General features: G+C 59.2%; 14 protein-coding genes. 4 read left to right on the top strand and 10 right to left on the bottom strand.

Features of this window, described 5'->3' with window-relative positions; all coding sequences use genetic code 11:
- Positions 1–2: 2 nt before the first annotated feature.
- From mdoH to QQL78_RS11310, 8 genes are all read right to left on the bottom strand, one after another.
- Positions 3–1874, bottom strand: coding sequence for a glucans biosynthesis glucosyltransferase MdoH (gene mdoH, locus QQL78_RS11345; RefSeq protein ID WP_284373489.1), 1872 nt, complete (start codon positions 1872–1874; stop codon positions 3–5).
- Positions 1871–3400, bottom strand: coding sequence for an OpgD/OpgG family glucan biosynthesis protein (locus QQL78_RS11340; protein WP_284375565.1), 1530 nt, complete (start codon positions 3398–3400; stop codon positions 1871–1873). Before QQL78_RS11340 ends, mdoH begins: the two co-directional genes overlap by 4 nt.
- Complete coding sequence (locus tag QQL78_RS11335; RefSeq protein ID WP_284373487.1) at positions 3397–4647, bottom strand: OpgC family protein; 1251 nt, start codon at positions 4645–4647, stop codon at positions 3397–3399. The genes QQL78_RS11340 and QQL78_RS11335 overlap by 4 nt, the downstream gene beginning before the upstream one ends.
- Before the next feature lie 19 nt (positions 4648–4666).
- Complete coding sequence (locus tag QQL78_RS11330; protein ID WP_284373486.1) at positions 4667–6016, bottom strand: tetratricopeptide repeat protein; 1350 nt, start codon at positions 6014–6016, stop codon at positions 4667–4669.
- Positions 6017–6209: 193 nt separating this feature from the next.
- Positions 6210–7415: a CaiB/BaiF CoA transferase family protein gene (locus tag QQL78_RS11325; protein ID WP_284373485.1), complete on the bottom strand. Its 1206-nt coding sequence runs from the start codon at positions 7413–7415 to the stop codon at positions 6210–6212.
- The gene (locus QQL78_RS11320) at positions 7402–9018 is read right to left on the bottom strand and encodes a thiamine pyrophosphate-binding protein (protein ID WP_284373483.1); all 1617 of its coding nucleotides are present in this window, start codon (positions 9016–9018) and stop codon (positions 7402–7404) included. The genes QQL78_RS11325 and QQL78_RS11320 overlap by 14 nt, the downstream gene beginning before the upstream one ends.
- A 128-nt stretch (positions 9019–9146) precedes the next feature.
- On the bottom strand, positions 9147–9725 hold the full coding sequence (locus QQL78_RS11315) for a GcrA family cell cycle regulator (protein ID WP_284373481.1): 579 nt from the start codon (positions 9723–9725) through the stop codon (positions 9147–9149).
- 103 nt (positions 9726–9828) lie between these two features.
- Entirely contained in the window at positions 9829–10737 is a 909-nt protein-coding gene (locus QQL78_RS11310) for a DMT family transporter (protein ID WP_284375563.1), read from the bottom strand.
- 278 nt (positions 10738–11015) lie between these two features.
- Here QQL78_RS11310 and QQL78_RS11305 point away from each other — a divergent pair, with 278 nt between their 5' ends.
- The 3 genes from QQL78_RS11305 to QQL78_RS11295 all read left to right on the top strand — a co-directional run bounded on the left by QQL78_RS11305 (position 11016) and on the right by QQL78_RS11295 (position 14203).
- The gene (locus tag QQL78_RS11305; RefSeq protein ID WP_284373479.1) at positions 11016–12191 is read left to right on the top strand and encodes an aspartate aminotransferase family protein; all 1176 of its coding nucleotides are present in this window, start codon (positions 11016–11018) and stop codon (positions 12189–12191) included.
- 67 nt (positions 12192–12258) lie between these two features.
- The gene (gene argF / locus QQL78_RS11300) at positions 12259–13164 is read left to right on the top strand and encodes an ornithine carbamoyltransferase (RefSeq protein WP_284373477.1); all 906 of its coding nucleotides are present in this window, start codon (positions 12259–12261) and stop codon (positions 13162–13164) included.
- Complete coding sequence (locus QQL78_RS11295; RefSeq protein ID WP_284373475.1) at positions 13154–14203, top strand: 2-dehydropantoate 2-reductase; 1050 nt, start codon at positions 13154–13156, stop codon at positions 14201–14203. The genes argF and QQL78_RS11295 overlap by 11 nt, the downstream gene beginning before the upstream one ends.
- On the opposite strand, the gene QQL78_RS11290 is transcribed toward QQL78_RS11295, so the two are convergent.
- Positions 14189–14647, bottom strand: coding sequence for an NUDIX hydrolase (locus QQL78_RS11290; RefSeq protein ID WP_284373473.1), 459 nt, complete (start codon positions 14645–14647; stop codon positions 14189–14191). The two genes, QQL78_RS11295 and QQL78_RS11290, sit on opposite strands and share 15 nt — an antisense overlap.
- Positions 14648–14810: 163 nt before the next feature.
- Between QQL78_RS11290 and gndA the strand changes: the two genes are divergently transcribed.
- Positions 14811–16232: an NADP-dependent phosphogluconate dehydrogenase gene (gene gndA, locus QQL78_RS11285; protein ID WP_284373471.1), complete on the top strand. Its 1422-nt coding sequence runs from the start codon at positions 14811–14813 to the stop codon at positions 16230–16232.
- Here gndA and truA read toward each other — a convergent pair.
- Positions 16225–16992: a tRNA pseudouridine(38-40) synthase TruA gene (gene truA, locus QQL78_RS11280; protein ID WP_284375562.1), complete on the bottom strand. Its 768-nt coding sequence runs from the start codon at positions 16990–16992 to the stop codon at positions 16225–16227. The two genes, gndA and truA, sit on opposite strands and share 8 nt — an antisense overlap.
- Positions 16993–17028: the final 36 nt, after the last annotated feature.

Genomic DNA, 17028 nt, shown 5'->3' with positions numbered 1-17028 from the left:
GGTTACTCTGCGGGGGGATTGATGCCTAATTGCGCTTTTATCTGTTCTCGGGCAGATCTTGCACGGGTCACAATGGCTGGTTCGCGCAGTGTATAGGGGCTGTTCATCGCTAGGCTGCGCGGTGCGCGTTTGGCGAGGTTCAGGGCAGAAAGAGCAGAGAGCGGCACGGCGAGCAACAGGCTTGCCGCGATGGGCAGAAGCCACCAGGAAATCAGGCCAGCTGCTAAACCTAAAGTCAGGATCAGCCCCAGAAATGTCTCAACCCAGTGGAATTTTGCAAGTGTACTCAACGGGTAGTGCTGTGCGTCGCGCTTTTGTGGGGCCCAAGGTTCCGAACGGGTAAAGATTGCGCGCAATACCGCTTTGGTCTGCTGGATCATCATCACGGGGGCATAGGCCACTGATAACAGCACCTCTGTGACAAAGGCCGTCAGAAAGGCACCATGCCCTCCAAAGATCCGCGTTGCCGCTGGGGTTGCGGCGATCATCGCGGCGGCGGTGAATTTCGGGGTCAGCAACATGGCATACATGATGAACAGAAAGACGGCTGAATCGATATGGCTCATGGCAGGGGGCCAATCGGGGAAGAACGGGTTTGCCTCGTTGAAATAGCGCACTACATTGGTTTCCGCATCCTTGCCCAACAAGGCCCAGATCACCAGCAGCAGGAACCACGCTGGCGACAGAAGATAGCTGACCGCGCCGTGAAACAGATGGAAACGAGATACGGGATGCAGCCCGCGCGTTGCCAGAAGGCGCAAGTGTTGCAGGTTGCCGCGACACCAGCGGCGGTCGCGCAGGGTATAGTCGATCAGGGTACCGGGGGTCTCTTCAAAGCTGCCGGTGACGCGGGGCAGTAAGCGCACGCGCCATCCCGCACGGCGCAGCAATCCGGCCTCGACAAAATCATGGCTCAGGATCAGATCATCGCGCCCGCCTGAGGTCAGATGCGGCAGCCCCGCGCTTTCGGCAAAGGCACGGGTGCGGATGATGGCGTTATGGCCCCAGTAGTTGCCCTCGGAACGTGACCAAAGCGCCAACCCTTCAGCCAGCAACCAGCCATAGGCGATATTGGAGAACTGCTGCAGGCGGGCGAACAGGGTCTCTGCACCGATCAACATGGGGAAGGTCTGGATCAGCCCGGTATCAGGTGCAATCGACAGCTCAGAGGCCAGCCGGTCAATGGCACGTCCGGTCATCAGGCTGTCAGCGTCAAGCACCAGCATCCCTTCGTAAGCCGCTCCCCAACCGGTGATCCAATCCACCAGATTGCCGACTTTCTTGTCGGTGTTACTGGCGCGGCGCCGGTAGTGCACAGGGTAGGGCGCGGTTTTGCGCAGCCGTTCAAACGCCTGTTGCTCCTGCGCGGCAATCATTTCGTCACGGGTGTCTGACAGGATAAACAAAGTGTAGCGATGTGCGGTTTTACGTGCTGCCAGATCGTCCAACATGGCGGCGGCATTGCCGAATACATCCCAGGGCACCTCGTTATAGACAGGCACCAGCAAGGCCACGTCAATCGGGGCGACATCGGTGGGCGCACGGGTATCAGCCGCCTCGCGGGCAAGGATGCCGGCAATCGCTACGCCGACAGTGCTGACTGATAGGGTGACCCATACAAAGGTTGCACCGATCATCATCAGCAGAGCCCATTCCAGCCCCGTCATACCCATGCCCGCCAGCCAGCTGTACATACCATACATCAGACAGGCCGTGGCAATCAGCGCAGGGATAAACACGGCAATGCGCCAGGGGGTGGCCCGTTTTTCGTGACAGTCACTGCGGCAGGCTGGCGCGGTGGCAAAGTCCTGTATCTGCATCTGAAGCGGTGCAGCGGGCGGCATTCCGGGATGGTCGGCAAGGGGGCGGGTCATGTTGCGGTCCACCGGTAAAGCCAGACCTCGCTGAGCGGTTCACTGTTCAGGCGCAACTGGGCGCGAAACTCGACCAGGCTTGCGTCCTGCGGGTGGAAGGTAAAGGCAAGCCGGGGCCCGCCGGTTTCCGGGTTTCGCTGAAGGATGCCGGGGGTCACAGTGCCTGTATTACTGCGCAGAATGATCTCGATCTCATCAAGGTTCTGTGGCACGCGGGCCGATCCGGCAAAGTCGATGGCGACGATCTGCCCGCCTTCCGGGCGTCCGCCGATGGCGGTGTTCAATACTTTGACCGGAATATCAGCGGTTGCCGGTACAGGGTCCGCGCCCCAGTGTAATGTGTAGCTCATGGCGTGTTCGCTGCCCGCCTTGATGGGTGTGGCAGGGCGCCAATAGCTGACAATATTATCATAGATTTCAAGGTCTGCCGGGATTTCCACAAGGGTCACCGCGCCTTGCCCCCAATCCTCGCCGGGTGTGATCCAGACGGCAGGTCGGTTGTGATAAAGCGCTTCCAGATCATTGAAATCGCTGAATTTCCGCTTGCGCTGGCAAAGACCAAAACCGCGTGGATTATTGTCGCTAAAGGCGCTGACCTGAAGGCTGGTCGGGTTGGAAAGCGGGCGCCACAGGACCTCGCCGCCGCCATTGTGGATCAGTAAGCCGTCACTGTCGTGCACGGCGGGTCGAAAATCCGAGAACCGCTGGCGCATTGTGTCATCAAACAGGAACATTGAAGTCAGCGGCGCGATGCCGATATGTTCCAGTTCGGTGCGGGCGAAAACCGTTGCGGTGATCTTCATCTCCAGAACCGTGCCATGGGTGATGTCAAACCGGTAGGCCCCGGTGCATGAGGGGCTGTCGAGCAAGGCGTGCAGGGTGATCATGTCACTGCCGGCCGCTGGGCGCTCCATCCAGAAGGCGGTGAAATCGGGAAACTCCTCGCCCATGGGATCGCCGGTTTTCAGCGCCAGCCCGCGCGCCGACAGACCGTAGATTTCACCGGTTCCGATGCCACGGAAATAGCTGGCCCCCTGAAACACGGCATATTCCTGAAAGATGCCGGATTTCTCCAGCTCTGCCCGCAGGCGCAGGCCAGAATAGCCAAGTGTGTCGTCAATTTCGACATCGGGAAAGCTGTCGGTGGTGTCAAAGACATCCAAGTCAAAGCCAAGCGGGCGGCTGGTGCCATCTTCGACGAGGTTCAGTGCGACTGCCTGAGGGAAGTAGAGACCGGGGGGGAATACATCGACCCTTTGCGGGGCGTCGGTGTTTTCCCACAGGGCATTGCGCGCATCGAACCAGATTTTGCGGTAGTCATCATATGAAAGGTTGCGCCAGCTTTCCGGGATTTGCGGGCGGGGTGTGTAGGGGTGGGCGGCCATGGCTCGTGCTCGTCTGGTGACGGTTTGCGCGTCAAACGGTGTGGCCTCTGCCCCAAGGCGCAGCCCCGGTTCCTCAGCCCATGCAGAGGCTGGCACAACGGTGAGGGCCGCCAGAGACTTCAAGACATCGCGGCGGATCATGCGCTTGCCTTCACGCGCCAGGGTTGGGATTTGAACCATCCGGCACCATAGGCCACACCGATCAGCACGGCGAAGCCAAACAGATTGACCAGCAAGGTTACGGTGACGCTGCGCCCCGCAACATCCATCATAAAGCCCATCAGACGGGCGGTGAACATGCTGGTGATAAAGACTGCAAGGCTTTGTTGCCCAACCTTGAGGATGACTTTCAGCGCGATGTCCCAGATACGGGCAAGGGCGCTGCTGCCCGACGCCAAGAGGTTACCGCCCTTATCCCCGGCCAGAACCCAGAAGAGATAGGCGAGAGACAGGAAATGCACATAGCGCAGAATACCGAAATCGCTTTTGTCAAACAGGGCACCATAGGTGCTGCGCCATGTGCGGGCCCAATCCAGATCAAATTCACGTACACCGATGTTGGACAGGGGTACATTGGCGATTACCAGAACGGCCGCAAGCGCGAGCAAAGCGGGTGTGACTGGTGGCTTGGGTAACCAGCCGCGCATGAAGGCAAAACCGGTGAAGAAAATCAATTGCCACCCGAAGGGATTGAAGAACCAAGCGCGATCGCTCCAGGGTTCTGCGGGGAATTCAAGGTGATACGCGCCAAGGTTAAGGCTTTGCATAAGGGCGGTTTGCGCCATCAGCCAGACCCCGATGACAAAGACGGCGACCAATCTCAGGTCGATGCGTGACAGGGCCATGACCAGCGGCATCATCAACAGAACAATCATATACATCGGCAGGATGTCGAAATAATTCGGCACATAGCGCAGGGTCATAAAGCTGAGCAGGATATTCGGGTTTTCCCATTTGTCGCTTTCGACAAAGATCATCCAGAGGTTCAACTGGCCCCAATAGTTGCGCCCGGTTATGTCCAGATCGGTCAGGTAAACCGTCAGCGCCAGCGTGGCAAAGAACAGGCAGACATGGGCCCAATAGACCTGCCAGACGCGGAACAACACGCGGGCAGTGCCCAGCACCCAGCCGGCGCGGTCAAACCCGCCACCAAAGGCGATGGCGCTTGCCATGCCGGAACAGAACACGAAGATCTCTGTAGCATCGGAAAAACCCCAGCGCGCGGGAATCCATGAGGTCAGGAAATTGCCGGGGGTATGGGCGATCAGGATGATGAACATCGCCAGACCGCGAAAGAAATCCAGCCGTAAATCGCGCACCCGCGGCGTAGATTTTGCCACCGCAGCAGCGGCAGGTGAAGGGATAGAAGTGACGTCAGCGAGGGTCATCTGGCAGCGATATCCGAACCTATTGCGCGGGAATGCGCCGCGCATGTGAAAGTTGATCAAAGCGGGTAGCGGCAAACCGGTCTTCATGGCCTGCGCGCAGAGCAAGCCGTTCTTGCAACACCTGCTCTGCTGCGTCGAAATGACCCGCCCGCAGACCTGCGTCAATGGTCATTCGCTCGAAGACATCGCGTTGCGCATGACTTCCGCCGATGGTCTGCATTTTTCGGCGGGCATCTGCCAATTGGGTAAAGGCATCGCTGTATCGCCCTTCGGCAAAGGCGTTGAGACCAGCCAATGCGGCCAGTCCCGGGTCCGCCACCCGCTGTGCCATATCGCCGTTTTTACGGGCGTCACGGGCAAAGCGGGCAGTCATCGCCGCCGCAGCCTCGCCTTTGGCGGCACCGGCAAGCGCCAATTGATAATGTAAATCAGCAAAGACCAGGCAACCGTCGTCGATGCGATTTTCAGCAAAGACGGCAAGTTCGTCCCAGCGGTTACCGGTATCGACACCCTCCAGCTCCAACCGCAGCAGCAACGATGTGGCGTTGGAGATGTCGCGGTAATCGTCGGTTTTATCGGCACGGATCTGGCTGTCATAAAGACCAAGGGCGACATCAAGCTCCCCTCTGTCCATGTGCAACAATGCCTTGTGCCACCAGACGTGATAGCGGAAATTGTTGGATCCGTCCCATGCGGATTTGTGGTTTTCGATCAGGGTGATACCTGCATTTGCCTCGGCACGCATGTCATGCACATGGGCCACCGCATGCAGCCCCCATGCATCATCCGGCGCATAGGTCAGCCCCGCACGTCCAGCCAGTTCCGCCGCTGCATATGCGCCGGTTTCCTCGAGCGTGAATGCATGACACCCCATCAGATAGCCGCCCAAAGGATGATCCGGTCCATGGGCCGGCAGAACCCGCTCAACAGAGCGGCGCATGCCCTTAGCATCCCCAAGGATAAAACGGATGGCATGGCTGGCCTTGGCCGTCAGCGTGTCTTGGGGAAGGTCGTCAAGTATCCGCTCAAGGGCGGCGATTGCGCCCGTGGGGCTGTCTGCCAGCCATTGGTCCAGCGCTGAAAGCCAGCCTGCCTCGCGGCTGCTCAACGCTGTCTCGGCGCGGGCGGCATGGGCTGCGGTGCGGGCGTCCTCGGCCACTTGCCACATTTCTGCCCGCCCCATCATCAGCGAAAACAACCCGCGCGCGGCATGGGCCATGGCGCATTGCGGTTCGGCCTCGATCACCGCACCAAGGTGCAAGGGCGTGGCAGGTTTGTGGGCCAGAAAGGCGCGGATCATGGCGTTCCAGCTGTCAAGGGCCGGTTGGGTTTGCAAGGTGACGGGTGCGTTGCAAATGTCATGGTTCATGGGCGCAGGCCTTTCAGGAACGATCAATGTCCGGCCAAATCTACGCGGGTTTGCACCCTCAAAGAATGGGAATGGTTGGAGTCACACGCCAACGTGAAGCGGGTTCCCGGTTTCGTGAGCGATTGTGTCAATACATGTCGAAACCACGGATAATCCGGCGAATTTCTGCGGAATATGCTCTGCTCAGCCTGTGTTAATCACAATTTCCCAGGCTGTCCGGTCCCCATGTTTCAAGAACCTCTGCGGTGTCTTGCCCAAATCGGGGTGGGGCGCGGTCGTAAGCCACGGGGGTTGCTGAAAGTTTCAACGGATTCCCCAGTAGGCGCAGCTGCCCCTTGTCGACATCCGGGCGTGGGAGGTGAACAACCGCACTGCGTGCCTGTGCCTGTTCTGATGTCAGGGCTTCGCCGATGGTGTTGATCGGCCCGCAGGGCACAGAAACGCTGCGCAAGCGGGTCAACAGATCCTGCTTGCTCAGCGCTTGCATGGCAGGGCGTATCGCGTCCATCAAGGCGGCGCGGTTTTCGATACGACCAAGGTTGGTGGTAAATCGTGGATCCGCAGCGGTGTCGGCCAGCCCCAATGCGTCACAATAACGTGCGAATTGTGCGTCATTGCCCACTGCCAGCAAGATATGCCCGTCACTGCATTCAAAGGCGTCATAGGGCACAATATTGGGGTGTGCATTGCCGCGCCGTTCCGGCAGTTGGCCAGAGGTCAGGAAATTGGTGCCCTCGTTGATCAGCCAAGCCATTGAGGAATCTACCAGCGACAGATCGATATGCTGGCCTTCACCGGTCTGATCGCGGTGGCGCAGGGCGGCCAGCACGCCAATGGTCGCATACATGCCGCACATCACATCCGAAATGCCCACGCCAACCTTCATTGGCGGACCTTCAGGATCGCCGGTGATCGACATGATGCCGCCAAACCCTTGGGCCATCAGATCATATCCCGGCTGGCTGCGGTTCGGGCCGGTCTGGCCATAACCGGAGATAGAGCAATACACGAGGGCAGGGTGGGTCTTGAGCAGGGTTTCATGATCCAGCCCATACTTCTTTAGCCCGTCGGGTTTGAAATTCTCGACGACGATATCGGCGCGGGCGGCAAGATGGCGCAGGATGCGTTGCCCCTCAGAGGTGGCGATATCAACCGCGACAGAGCGTTTGTTGCGGTTGGCGGCCATGAAATAGGCAGACAGATCAGAGGGGGTGCCGTCCGTATTGCGGGCGTAGTTCGGTCCCCAGCCACGGGTGTCATCACCACCGGTCTTTGGGTTTTCGACTTTGATCACCGTCGCGCCCAGATCACCCAGCATTTGCGTGCAGGTAGGACCGGCCAGAATCCGGCTGAGATCCAGAACAAACAGCCCATCCAAGGCCCCTTTAGATGCGGCCATCATAGGCTCCTTGGTCGATGATTGCGGCGATGACGGTGAACGTTTCGGCTGCCATCGCCGTGGTCAAAGCGGTTTTGAGCGCGTTGCGGCTGCGCACGGTGACACCGGCCCCACCAAAGGCCACGCCCATGGCGGCAAAGTTGTGCTGCGCGAAATCAACGCCGGTATTTTTCAGCTGGCGTTCACGTTGTTTCTTTTCGATCAAAGCAAGCGAGGCATCGACAAAGACGACAAAAATAGGGGCGATCTCCAGTTCTGCGGCTGTGGCCAATTCGCCCGCAACCATCAGAAAGCCCGCATCACCGGAAAAGGAGACGACCGGGCGGTCGGGCGTGGCAATCTTGGCCCCGATTGCCATCGGCACAGCACAGCCCATGGTGCAGAGTGCCGAGGATTGCATCAAGGCGCGCGGGGCATAACATTCCCACATTTGTGACAAGAGGATGCGATGCGCCCCACTGTCAACAGAGGCGATGGTATCGCGCGGCAAAACCTTGCGGCAGGTGTCGATCACGGCAGCGGGCCCCCAGTCGTCATCGCGGGGGAAGCTGGTATTCAACGCTTGTTTTAGTTTGTAAATTTCGCCTTCATCCCATGTCTTCTGTACATCAAGCCCGTCGCTAAGGGCCTGCAATGTGGCGGCGCAATCGGTGACAAAGTTCAGGGTTGCCTGATGCATGTAGTGGTGGTTGGGGACGGCGGAAATATCAATGACGTTCTGGCGGGTTGAATCCCAGACATCGCGCCAACCGGGACGCATTTCAATCGGGTCATAGCCGACACAAAGGATCAGATCGGCGGCCTGCACGAAGGGCAGAAGTTGCGTATCCGCCAGCGGCGACAGGCCGGCGCCCCCCAAAGACAGGGCGTGATCTTCGGGCAGGATCCCCTTGGCCTTATAGGTGGTGATCACGGGAATGCTGTGATCTTCGGCGAATTCGATGACAGCGGTCTGCGCCTGTTGGTTCAGAACATCCACACCGACAATCATCACCGGACGTTGCGCATTTTCCAGCCAGTCCCGTGCGGTAGCAAGATCGGCACCACTGGGTGCAGCGGGGGATGCTTTCGGGCGCGGCACCGGCGCGGTTTGCGGCACCGCAGCTTCTGCAACCGAGATCGGCACGTCGATATGTACCGGCCCCATCCGCCCCTCGGTGGCGATGGCAACGGCCTTATCTGCAATGGTATGGGCCGCACCGGCATTCAGGCGGAAGCTGGCCTTGGTCACGGGAGCGAAAACCGCCTGATGGTCGATCACCTGATGGGTGTAGCGCTGGGCCTCATCTGCATCCATGCAACCCGAAATCACAATCAGTGGCACCTGATCCTGCAGGGCATTGGCAACGGTGTTCACCCCGTTCAACGTGCCTGGCCCAATGGTGCCGACCAGAATCGCCGGGGCGTGGTCGCGGTGATGCACTGCCTCGGCCATGAAACCAGCAGCGTTTTCATGTTTGGCAAGGATAAACCGGATGCTCGCCGCCTGAAGCGCATCAATCACGGTCAAAACTTCACCGCCGGGCATGCCAAAGGCGGTGCGGCACCCCGCAGCATAAAGGCGGCGGGCAAGGGCGTCAGCGGCGCGGATGGTATCGGGCATGGTCAGGCCTTTTCAACTGGGTGCCCTTGGTGAACCACGCCTTGATATGTTGTGCAATTCAAACTGTCGTCGGAATTGTTGCAACAGGGGACAGCGGTATCACACTGCTCCCCCAACAAAGGCAGCTGTTACCGGCGACGGTCGCGCCGTGACGACATTGGCTGGAAAGCCACGCCGACATGGGCCTCGCAATAAGGTTTGCCCTGTTTCACAGGCAACCCGCAGAACCAGAAATCTTCAGTGGCCGGATCGCCGACGGGCCATTTGCAGGTCCGCTCGGTCAATTCCATCAGGCCGATTTTCTTGGCCTTTTTTTCAACTTCGTTGACCTTGGCCAATGCCTCTGGCGAGATTTCATTGGCAGATGGTTGTGGCGGCAGGGGCTGACCTGCCGGAATGATCTGTTTGCGCGCAGGCAGCGTCGATTTCGGCGGCGCGGCGGCTACCGTCTGCATGATCACCGGCTCTTTTGTTTCGGCTTTGGCCTTGGGCTTTGCCTCGGCTCTGGGGGCCGGTTTGGCCTTGGGTTTTGCGTCGGGCTTGGCCGCGGTGCCGGTTGTGGCGCGGTTGGACAGGCCCAAACGATGCACCTTGCCGATCACAGCATTGCGCGTCACGCCGCCAAGCTCCTTGGCGATCTGGCTTGCCGACTGGCCTTCGCCCCACATTTTCTTCAGCGTTTCAACGCGCTCATCGGTCCAGGACATTGCAAGTCTCTCTTATCAAAAAGCGGTCCCGCCAAGAGGACCGCCTAAGCAAATTCAAGTCCCTATACTAAACCTTCAGCGGGCACGTGCAAGGGACGATCCGTTATTGCTTTGCAGCTACCTTGGCAGCCTGGCGTTTCAACTGCGCCTCGCGCAGCAGCAGGACGACCGCCCCGGCGATGATAGTGGCAGCCCCCAGATATGTCACGCTGTCAGGTATCACATTGTAAAACAACACATCGTAAAGCGCGGCGAAGATCAATGTGCCATAGCTGAACGGCGCGACAAAGCTGGCTTCTGCGCGGGCCATGGCGTTTACGAAAAAGCTCTGCGCGGTGGCTATACAGAGGCCAAGGGTGATCAGCAGCCCCCATTGCGCAGCCGTTGGGGGCTGCCAGAATGCGAGGACTGCGATGCTGGCAATGCACAGGCCCAATCCGTTGTTGAACAGCAAAATTTGGAAAAGGTTTTCGCGCCCGGCGAGTTTTTTGATGAAAATCAGCTCAAGCCCCATGATCGCCGCCGCTGCCAGGGCCAGCAAAGCCGCAGGATCAAAACTGGCGGGCGTGGGGCGCAACAGGATCAAGGCCCCGGCAAATGCGAGGGCGGCAGCCGACCAACGGATGCGGCCCACGTTTTCCCCCAGCAAGGGGATTGCAAGGATCATCGCGAACACCGGGTTGAGAAAGGTAATCGCAGTGGCATCGGCCAGTGGAATATAGGCGACAGAGGCGAACATCAGCGTCACACCGGCCCAGCCACAGCTGGTCCGTGCCAGATGCAGACCCCAGTGCGGGCGGGCAAACTGCGGGCGCAGCAGCGTGGCGGCCATGCTCAACCCGATGAAAGCAAACAGAAATCGCCCGTGGCTGATCTGCAAGGCATGCAGTGGCGTGCCGAAACTGTCACTGCCGAGGGCCTTGGCAATCAACATTGTGGCGGCAATAAATGCCGTTGCGGTCGTGATCAGTGTGGCTGCGGTGGTATTGCTTTGAGCTTTGGCGAGATACATGGACAAGCTATGCGCCCATAAGAAAGACACGGCAAGAGTGTAAAAAGGGGCTATGCAAAAACACGGGCGCACAGTATCAACCCGCCATGATCACACGCAAACACATATTGCTTCGACGACGCCAAGGCTAATCCCCCTGTCTGACGTGGCCTGCATGCCGCAGGTCTGATCCCGGTGCCTTGCACCATCCTCAAACCCACTTGACCCGACACGCCGCCCATGGCCTTTTGCCCCTTTATGGCAAAGCGTTAAAGCGGCCTCTTATAAGGATGATCCAGATGATCTCTTCCGTTCTGCCGACCTATTCCCGTGCCCCGCTGAGCTTTGTCTCCGGCGCAGGCACATGGCTTGTGGAAGCGGACGGGCGACGTTTTCTGGACCTTGGGGCCGGTATCGCGGTGAATGCACTGGGGCATGCTCATCCGGCGCTGGTCGAGGCCCTGACCACGCAGGCAGGGCAACTTTGGCATACGTCGAACCTGTACCAGATCCCGCAGCAACAGGCGCTGGCCGACCGGCTGGTCGAACATACTTTTGCCGACACGGTATTCTTCACCAATTCCGGTACCGAAGCCTGCGAACTGGCGGTGAAGATGGCGCGCAAGTATTTCTACGACAAGGACCAGCCCGAACGGGTTGAGATCATCACCTTCGACGGATCTTTCCATGGCCGTTCGGCCGCAGGCATCGCAGCGGCGGGGTCCGAGAAGATGACCAAAGGTTTTGGACCGCTGTTGGGTGGCTTCACGCATCTGTCTTTTGGCGATCATGATGCGTTAACCGCAGCCATCACGGATAAAACCTGTGCGATTATGGTCGAACCAGTGCAAGGCGAGGGCGGCATCCGCCCATTGTCTGACGCTTGCCTGAAAGGCATGCGCGACCTTTGCGATGAACATGGCATCCTGCTGATCCTTGATGAGGTGCAATGTGGCGTGGGCCGTACCGGCAAGCTGTTTGCCCATGAATGGGCCGGTGTGACGCCGGATATCATGATGGTTGCCAAAGGTATCGGTGGCGGCTTCCCTCTTGGAGCAGTGCTGGCGACGGAAAATGCCGCCTCCGGCATGACCGCGGGCACCCATGGGTCCACCTATGGCGGCAACCCCCTGGGCTGTGCCGTTGGCTGTGCGGTGATGGATATCGTAAGCGATCCGGCCTTTCTGGCAGAGGTGAACCGCAAGGCCAGCCTGATGCGCCAGAAACTCGAAGGGCTGGTCGCTGGCCACCCCGATATCTTCGAAGGCGTTCGTGGCTCCGGCCTGATGCTGGGCCTGAAATGTAAGGTGGCACCGGGCGATGTGGTCACCGCAGGCTATGCTCATGAGGTGATCACCGTTCCTGCCGCTGATAATGTGGTGCGCTTGCTGCCACCGCTGACCATCACGGATGAAGAAATCACTGAGGCCGTCACCCGTCTGGATGCCGCCGCAGCAAAGCTCGCTTCTTCCTGACTCTTTTTGGCCCTAAATCCAGTCCGCACTCTCCACCGGGTGCCACATTCCAATTGAAAAGCACGTAATGACCCATTTTCTTGACATTCACACGACCCCCGAAACCGACCTGCGCGGGATCATCGACTCCGCCATCACCATAAAGAACGCGCGCCATGGCCGCCCCAAGGGCGCACCGGACGATGATCAGCCGCTAAAAGACCATATGGTCGCACTGATCTTTGAAAAACCTTCCACCCGTACCCGTGTCAGCTTTGACGTGGGGGTGCGCCAGATGGGGGGGCAGACCATGGTGCTGTCAGGGGCAGACATGCAACTTGGCCATGGGGAAACCATCGCGGATACCGCCCGCGTGTTGTCGCGCTATGTCGATCTGATCATGATCCGCACCTTTGAGGAACAGACTTTGCTGGATATGGCCGAATATGCCAGCGTGCCGGTGATCAACGGGCTGACCAACCGCAGCCACCCGTGCCAGATCATGGCGGATATCATGACCTTTGAGGAACATAACGGCCCGATCAAAGGCAAGAAGGTGGTCTGGTCCGGTGACGGCAACAATGTTTTTGCCAGCTTTGCTCATGCGGCCAAACAATTCGATTTCGAACTGGTCTTTACCGGCCCGACACCGCTGGACCCTGAACCTGCGTTGCAGGGGCTTTATACAACCGAGCGTAACCCCGACATCGCGGTGCAGGGCGCTGATCTGGTGGTCACTGACACATGGGTGTCGATGCATGATCCGCAATCGGCCCGCGAGCGGCGCCACAACCAGCTGCGCGGTTATCAGGTAAACGAGGCGCTGATGGCCAAAGCCAAGCCGGACGCGCTGTTCATGCATTGCCTGCCTGCCCATCGCGAGGACGAGGCAACAAGCGCAGTGATGGATGGCCCCAATTCGGTAATCTTTGACGAGGCCGAAAACCGTCTTCATGCGCAAAAAGCCGTTATGCGCTACTGCCTTGGAAAATAGCGATCCGCATATCGTTGTTGCGGGTGCGGGCTCTATCGGATGTTTTGTCGGCGGGCTGTTGGCTGCGGCGGGGCGCAATGTCACGCTGTTGGCGCGCCCGCGCATTGCGGCAGAAGTGCGTGCGCATGGGTTGACGTTGACCGATCTGGACGGGATGGCGGTTCAGGTCAACGCGGATGCAATTGGCATCAGTACGGATGCAGCCATTCTGGCCCGCGCAGACCTTGTGCTGGTGAGCGTGAAATCACGTGATACCGATGCCATGGGCAGTTTGATCAACACCCATACAGCGCGTGGCGCGCCGGTGATCAGCTTGCAAAACGGCGTGTTCAACGGGGCGGACCTTCGCCGCCTGTTGCCTGCACGGGATGTGCGGGCGGGCATGGTGCCGTTTAATGTCGTGCCCATGGGGCAGGGCTGTTACCACCGCGCTGTAGAGGGGGATATCGTGATCGAAGCGGGGGCGGGTGATCTGGCCAGTGTTCTGACTGTGCCCCATCTTGCCTGCCTTGAAAGCCGCGAAATTGAGAACGTGCAATGGGGCAAGTTCTTGATGAACCTCAACAATGCCCTGAACGCGCTGAGCGGCCTGCCGATTAAAGTGCAGTTGAAAGACCGCAACTGGCGCAGACTGATGGCGGATCAATGGGCCGAGGCCTTACGCGTGATCCAGCGCCATGGCATCCGGCCTGCCTCCTCCACGCCGGTCTCTGTCTCGTTGATCCCTTGGGTGTTGCGCCTGCCGACGGGGCTGTTTACCCGTGTGGCAGCGGCGATGCTGAAGATTGACCCGCAGGCCCGGACGTCGATGTCCTATGATCTGATGGAGGGGCGACCCACAGAGATTGACGCACTTCAGGGAGTGGTGGTCGAGATGGGACAGGCGCTGGGTATAGCGACACCAATCAATGCCATGGTGATGGATGTGATGCGCACGGCGGAACTGGCAGGCGAAGGTCTGCCCAATCTGTCAGCGCGGGCCTTGCGGCGTGAGTTGCAGGCCGGTGGGGCGGCCGCGCAGCCGTCAAATGGCGCGTAAAATTGCTTTTAAATCAGGCTCATCGACCAGTTCCGCGGCTTCAGCCGGGCTGAACCATTCCCGCGTCCGCTGATCCACTTCGGGATAGGTTTTTTGCAAGTCCCGCACGCGGGTCAGATAAACCTGCGCCTCGACAGGCACGGTATCGCCCGAAGATAACCCTTTGGCATATTCGAAAAAACCCATCGGTTCTTCTTCGATGTCCGCCTTGCTGACGCCCGCTTCTTCCCAGGCTTCGATCAAGGCGGCCTCGTGATCGTCCTTGCCTTTCATCGGCCACCCCTTGGGCACGATCCAGCGACCGGTGTCACGGCTCGTGATCAACAAAACCTGCCGACCAACCTTGGTTTCTTTGTAGCACAGCGCAGCCACCTGCAATCGCTTCGCACGCTGCGGTTTTCTCTTGGTGGGCTTGGTTTGCCTGTGCTTCGGGACGCCGCTCATCTGACCTCTGGTGATCACTTATTTATTTTTATCAGTTGCTTATATAGCTGTTCTTGATTCGTTTTTCAAGGAGAGGGCAAAAGGCAGCTTTCCGCCCTTGTACTGCCCGCGCTCTGGAAGCAGTTTAAAGACCAACGGCCAAAGCCACAGGAGCGGGTAATTCATGACAAGATCAACAGGCGGCGCGGACATTGGTGTCTATGGGTTGGGGACCATGGGATCGGCTCTGGCGATGAACCTTGCAGACAAGGGGTTTCGGGTTGCTGTCTCGAACCGCGAGGCGGATTGGATCGCGGATTTCCTGACCGAAGCCGAGCCGTTGGCCGAACAGATGGTGGGTGAAGCTGATCTGGCGGCTTTTGTCAGCGCCATCGCCCGCCCGCGCAGTATCCTGTTTATGATCCCCTCTGGCGCACCAATGGATTCGATGATTGCCGCGATCACACCTTTTCTGGAGGAAGGGGATACGTTGATCGACGGCGGCAACGCCGATTTCAACGATACGCGTCGACGTTCCCAAGCCTTTGAGGGCACAGGGTTTCACTTTGTCGGTATGGGCGTCTCTGGCGGGGAAGAGGGCGCGCGGCACGGCCCGTCGATGATGGTGGGTGGCACGGCCCATTCATGGACCGCCTTGCGCCCGATGGTCGAGGCGATTGCCGCCAGATTTCAGGGGGAACCCTGCGTTGATCACCTTGGGCCGGATGGCGCGGGGCATTTTGTAAAAACCGTGCATAACGGTATCGAATACGCAGATATGCAAATGATCGCAGAGGTTTACGGGTTGCTGCGCGATGCGGGCGAGCAAGAGGCGGGCGCAATCGGGGCGCTGTTTGAAAGCTGGCAGGCAGGGCCGCTTAGTTCCTATCTGATCGAGGTGTCTGCGGCAGCCCTACAGACGGTTGATGCGCAAACGGGTCAGCCCATTGTCGATGTTATTCTGGATCAGGCAGGACAAAAGGGCACCGGCCGCTGGACCTTGATCGAGGCGCTTAAGATGGGGCAATCGGCCAGCACCATCGAGGCGGCGGTAGGCGCGCGGGGCTGGTCATCGGAAAAGCCACTGCGGGTTGCGGCGGAGCCATTGTTGCCGTCAGGAACGGTCGGGACTGATTTGCCAAGCGCGGATGATCTGGAGCGGGCATTGCTTGCGGGGCGTATCCTTGGTCATGCGCAGGGGTTCCGCATCTTGTCTGCCGCATCGGAGGAGTTTGCATGGTCTCTGGATCTGGCAAGAATATCAGAGATTTGGCGGGCGGGTTGCATCATCCGCTCCAGCCTGCTGGATGATCTGGCAGAGGCGTTTCGGGGTGATCTGCCGATGGGGCAGCTGATCCTTGCGCCCAGGATTATTGCCCTGCTGGAAACCTGCATTCCCAGCCTGCGCCGAGTTGTGGCGGTGGGGGCATCCACGGGCGTGGCATTGCCGGCCCTGTCAGCGGCATTAGCGTGGTATGACAGCATCCGGCGCGGGCGCGGATCCGCAAATATGATTCAGGCGCAGCGGGATTTCTTTGGTGCACATGGATTTGCGCGGGTTGATGCGGAGGGCAAGCATCACGGCGATTGGCCAGCCCTCACGTAAACGGGTCATGCTCATAGGTGACATGCGCGAGATACAGACCGTGCGGCGGGCTGACCGGGCCACAGGCGGCGCGGTCTTTGGCCTCTAGCGCCTTCTTCAGATCCTGCGGTGTCCAGGTCCCCGCGCCAACCCGTTCAAGTGAGCCGACAAAACTGCGCACCTGATTGTGCAGGAAGGAGCGCGCGCGCACGTCGAAATGATATTCGGTGCCCCATGGCGTTTCGACCCGCTCAATATCCAACCGGTCCAGCGTTTTCACAGGGGTTTTTGCCTGACAGATGGTGGAGCGGAAGGTGGTAAAGTCATGCTGCCCCAACAGAAGCCCGGCAGCTTCCTGCATCGCGTCAAGGTTCAGCGGGCCCTTGACCTGCCAGACCAGCCCGGCCTGTAGGGTTGCGGGGGGACGGCGGGACAGGATGCGAAAGTGATAGCGCCGCTCAAGCGCCGAGAATCTGGCGTGAAAAGCTTCTGTTACCGGCACACAATCAACAATCGCAACCGGGTGGGGTTTGCAATGGTAATTCAGCGCCTCCCACAGGCGGAAGGGTTCCCATTCCTGCTCCAGATCACAATGCGCCACTTGCCCCATGGCATGCACCCCCTTGTCGGTGCGCCCTGCGGCGGTAATTGTATGTTCGCCTTTTTGCAGTTTGGACAGGGCGGCCTCGATCACACCCTGAACGGAGGCATGATCCTTCTGGCGTTGCCACCCGACAAAAGGCGCGCCGTTGTATTCGATTTTCAGGGCATAACGGTGCATGATCCGCGCTCTACCCTGCGCCATGGCTTCTGGCAA

The sequence above is a fragment of the Sulfitobacter pacificus genome, assembly GCF_030159975.1.
Taxonomy (GTDB): Bacteria; Pseudomonadota; Alphaproteobacteria; order Rhodobacterales; family Rhodobacteraceae; genus Sulfitobacter; species Sulfitobacter pacificus.
The sequence above is the reverse complement of the archived record's forward strand: the minus strand, read 5'-3'. Positions and strand labels throughout refer to the sequence as shown.

Bases quoted from the DNA above. Each gene is read 5' to 3' on its own strand.
- QQL78_RS11340 (WP_284375565.1), bottom strand. From the start codon at position 3,400: ATGATCCGCCGCGATGTCTTGAAGTCTCTGGCGGCCCTCACCGTTGTG.
- QQL78_RS11310 (WP_284375563.1), bottom strand. From the start codon at position 10,737: ATGTATCTCGCCAAAGCTCAAAGCAATACCACCGCAGCCACACTGATC.
- gndA (WP_284373471.1), top strand. From the start codon at position 14,811: ATGACAAGATCAACAGGCGGCGCGGACATTGGTGTCTATGGGTTGGGG.
- QQL78_RS11290 (WP_284373473.1), bottom strand. From the start codon at position 14,647: ATGAGCGGCGTCCCGAAGCACAGGCAAACCAAGCCCACCAAGAGAAAA.
- QQL78_RS11335 (WP_284373487.1), bottom strand. From the start codon at position 4,647: ATGACCCTCGCTGACGTCACTTCTATCCCTTCACCTGCCGCTGCTGCG.
- QQL78_RS11320 (WP_284373483.1), bottom strand. From the start codon at position 9,018: ATGCCCGATACCATCCGCGCCGCTGACGCCCTTGCCCGCCGCCTTTAT.
- QQL78_RS11325 (WP_284373485.1), bottom strand. From the start codon at position 7,415: ATGGCCGCATCTAAAGGGGCCTTGGATGGGCTGTTTGTTCTGGATCTC.
- argF (WP_284373477.1), top strand. From the start codon at position 12,259: ATGACCCATTTTCTTGACATTCACACGACCCCCGAAACCGACCTGCGC.
- mdoH (WP_284373489.1), bottom strand. From the start codon at position 1,874: ATGACCCGCCCCCTTGCCGACCATCCCGGAATGCCGCCCGCTGCACCG.
- QQL78_RS11330 (WP_284373486.1), bottom strand. From the start codon at position 6,016: ATGAACCATGACATTTGCAACGCACCCGTCACCTTGCAAACCCAACCG.
- QQL78_RS11305 (WP_284373479.1), top strand. From the start codon at position 11,016: ATGATCTCTTCCGTTCTGCCGACCTATTCCCGTGCCCCGCTGAGCTTT.
- QQL78_RS11315 (WP_284373481.1), bottom strand. From the start codon at position 9,725: ATGTCCTGGACCGATGAGCGCGTTGAAACGCTGAAGAAAATGTGGGGC.
- truA (WP_284375562.1), bottom strand. From the start codon at position 16,992: ATGCACCGTTATGCCCTGAAAATCGAATACAACGGCGCGCCTTTTGTC.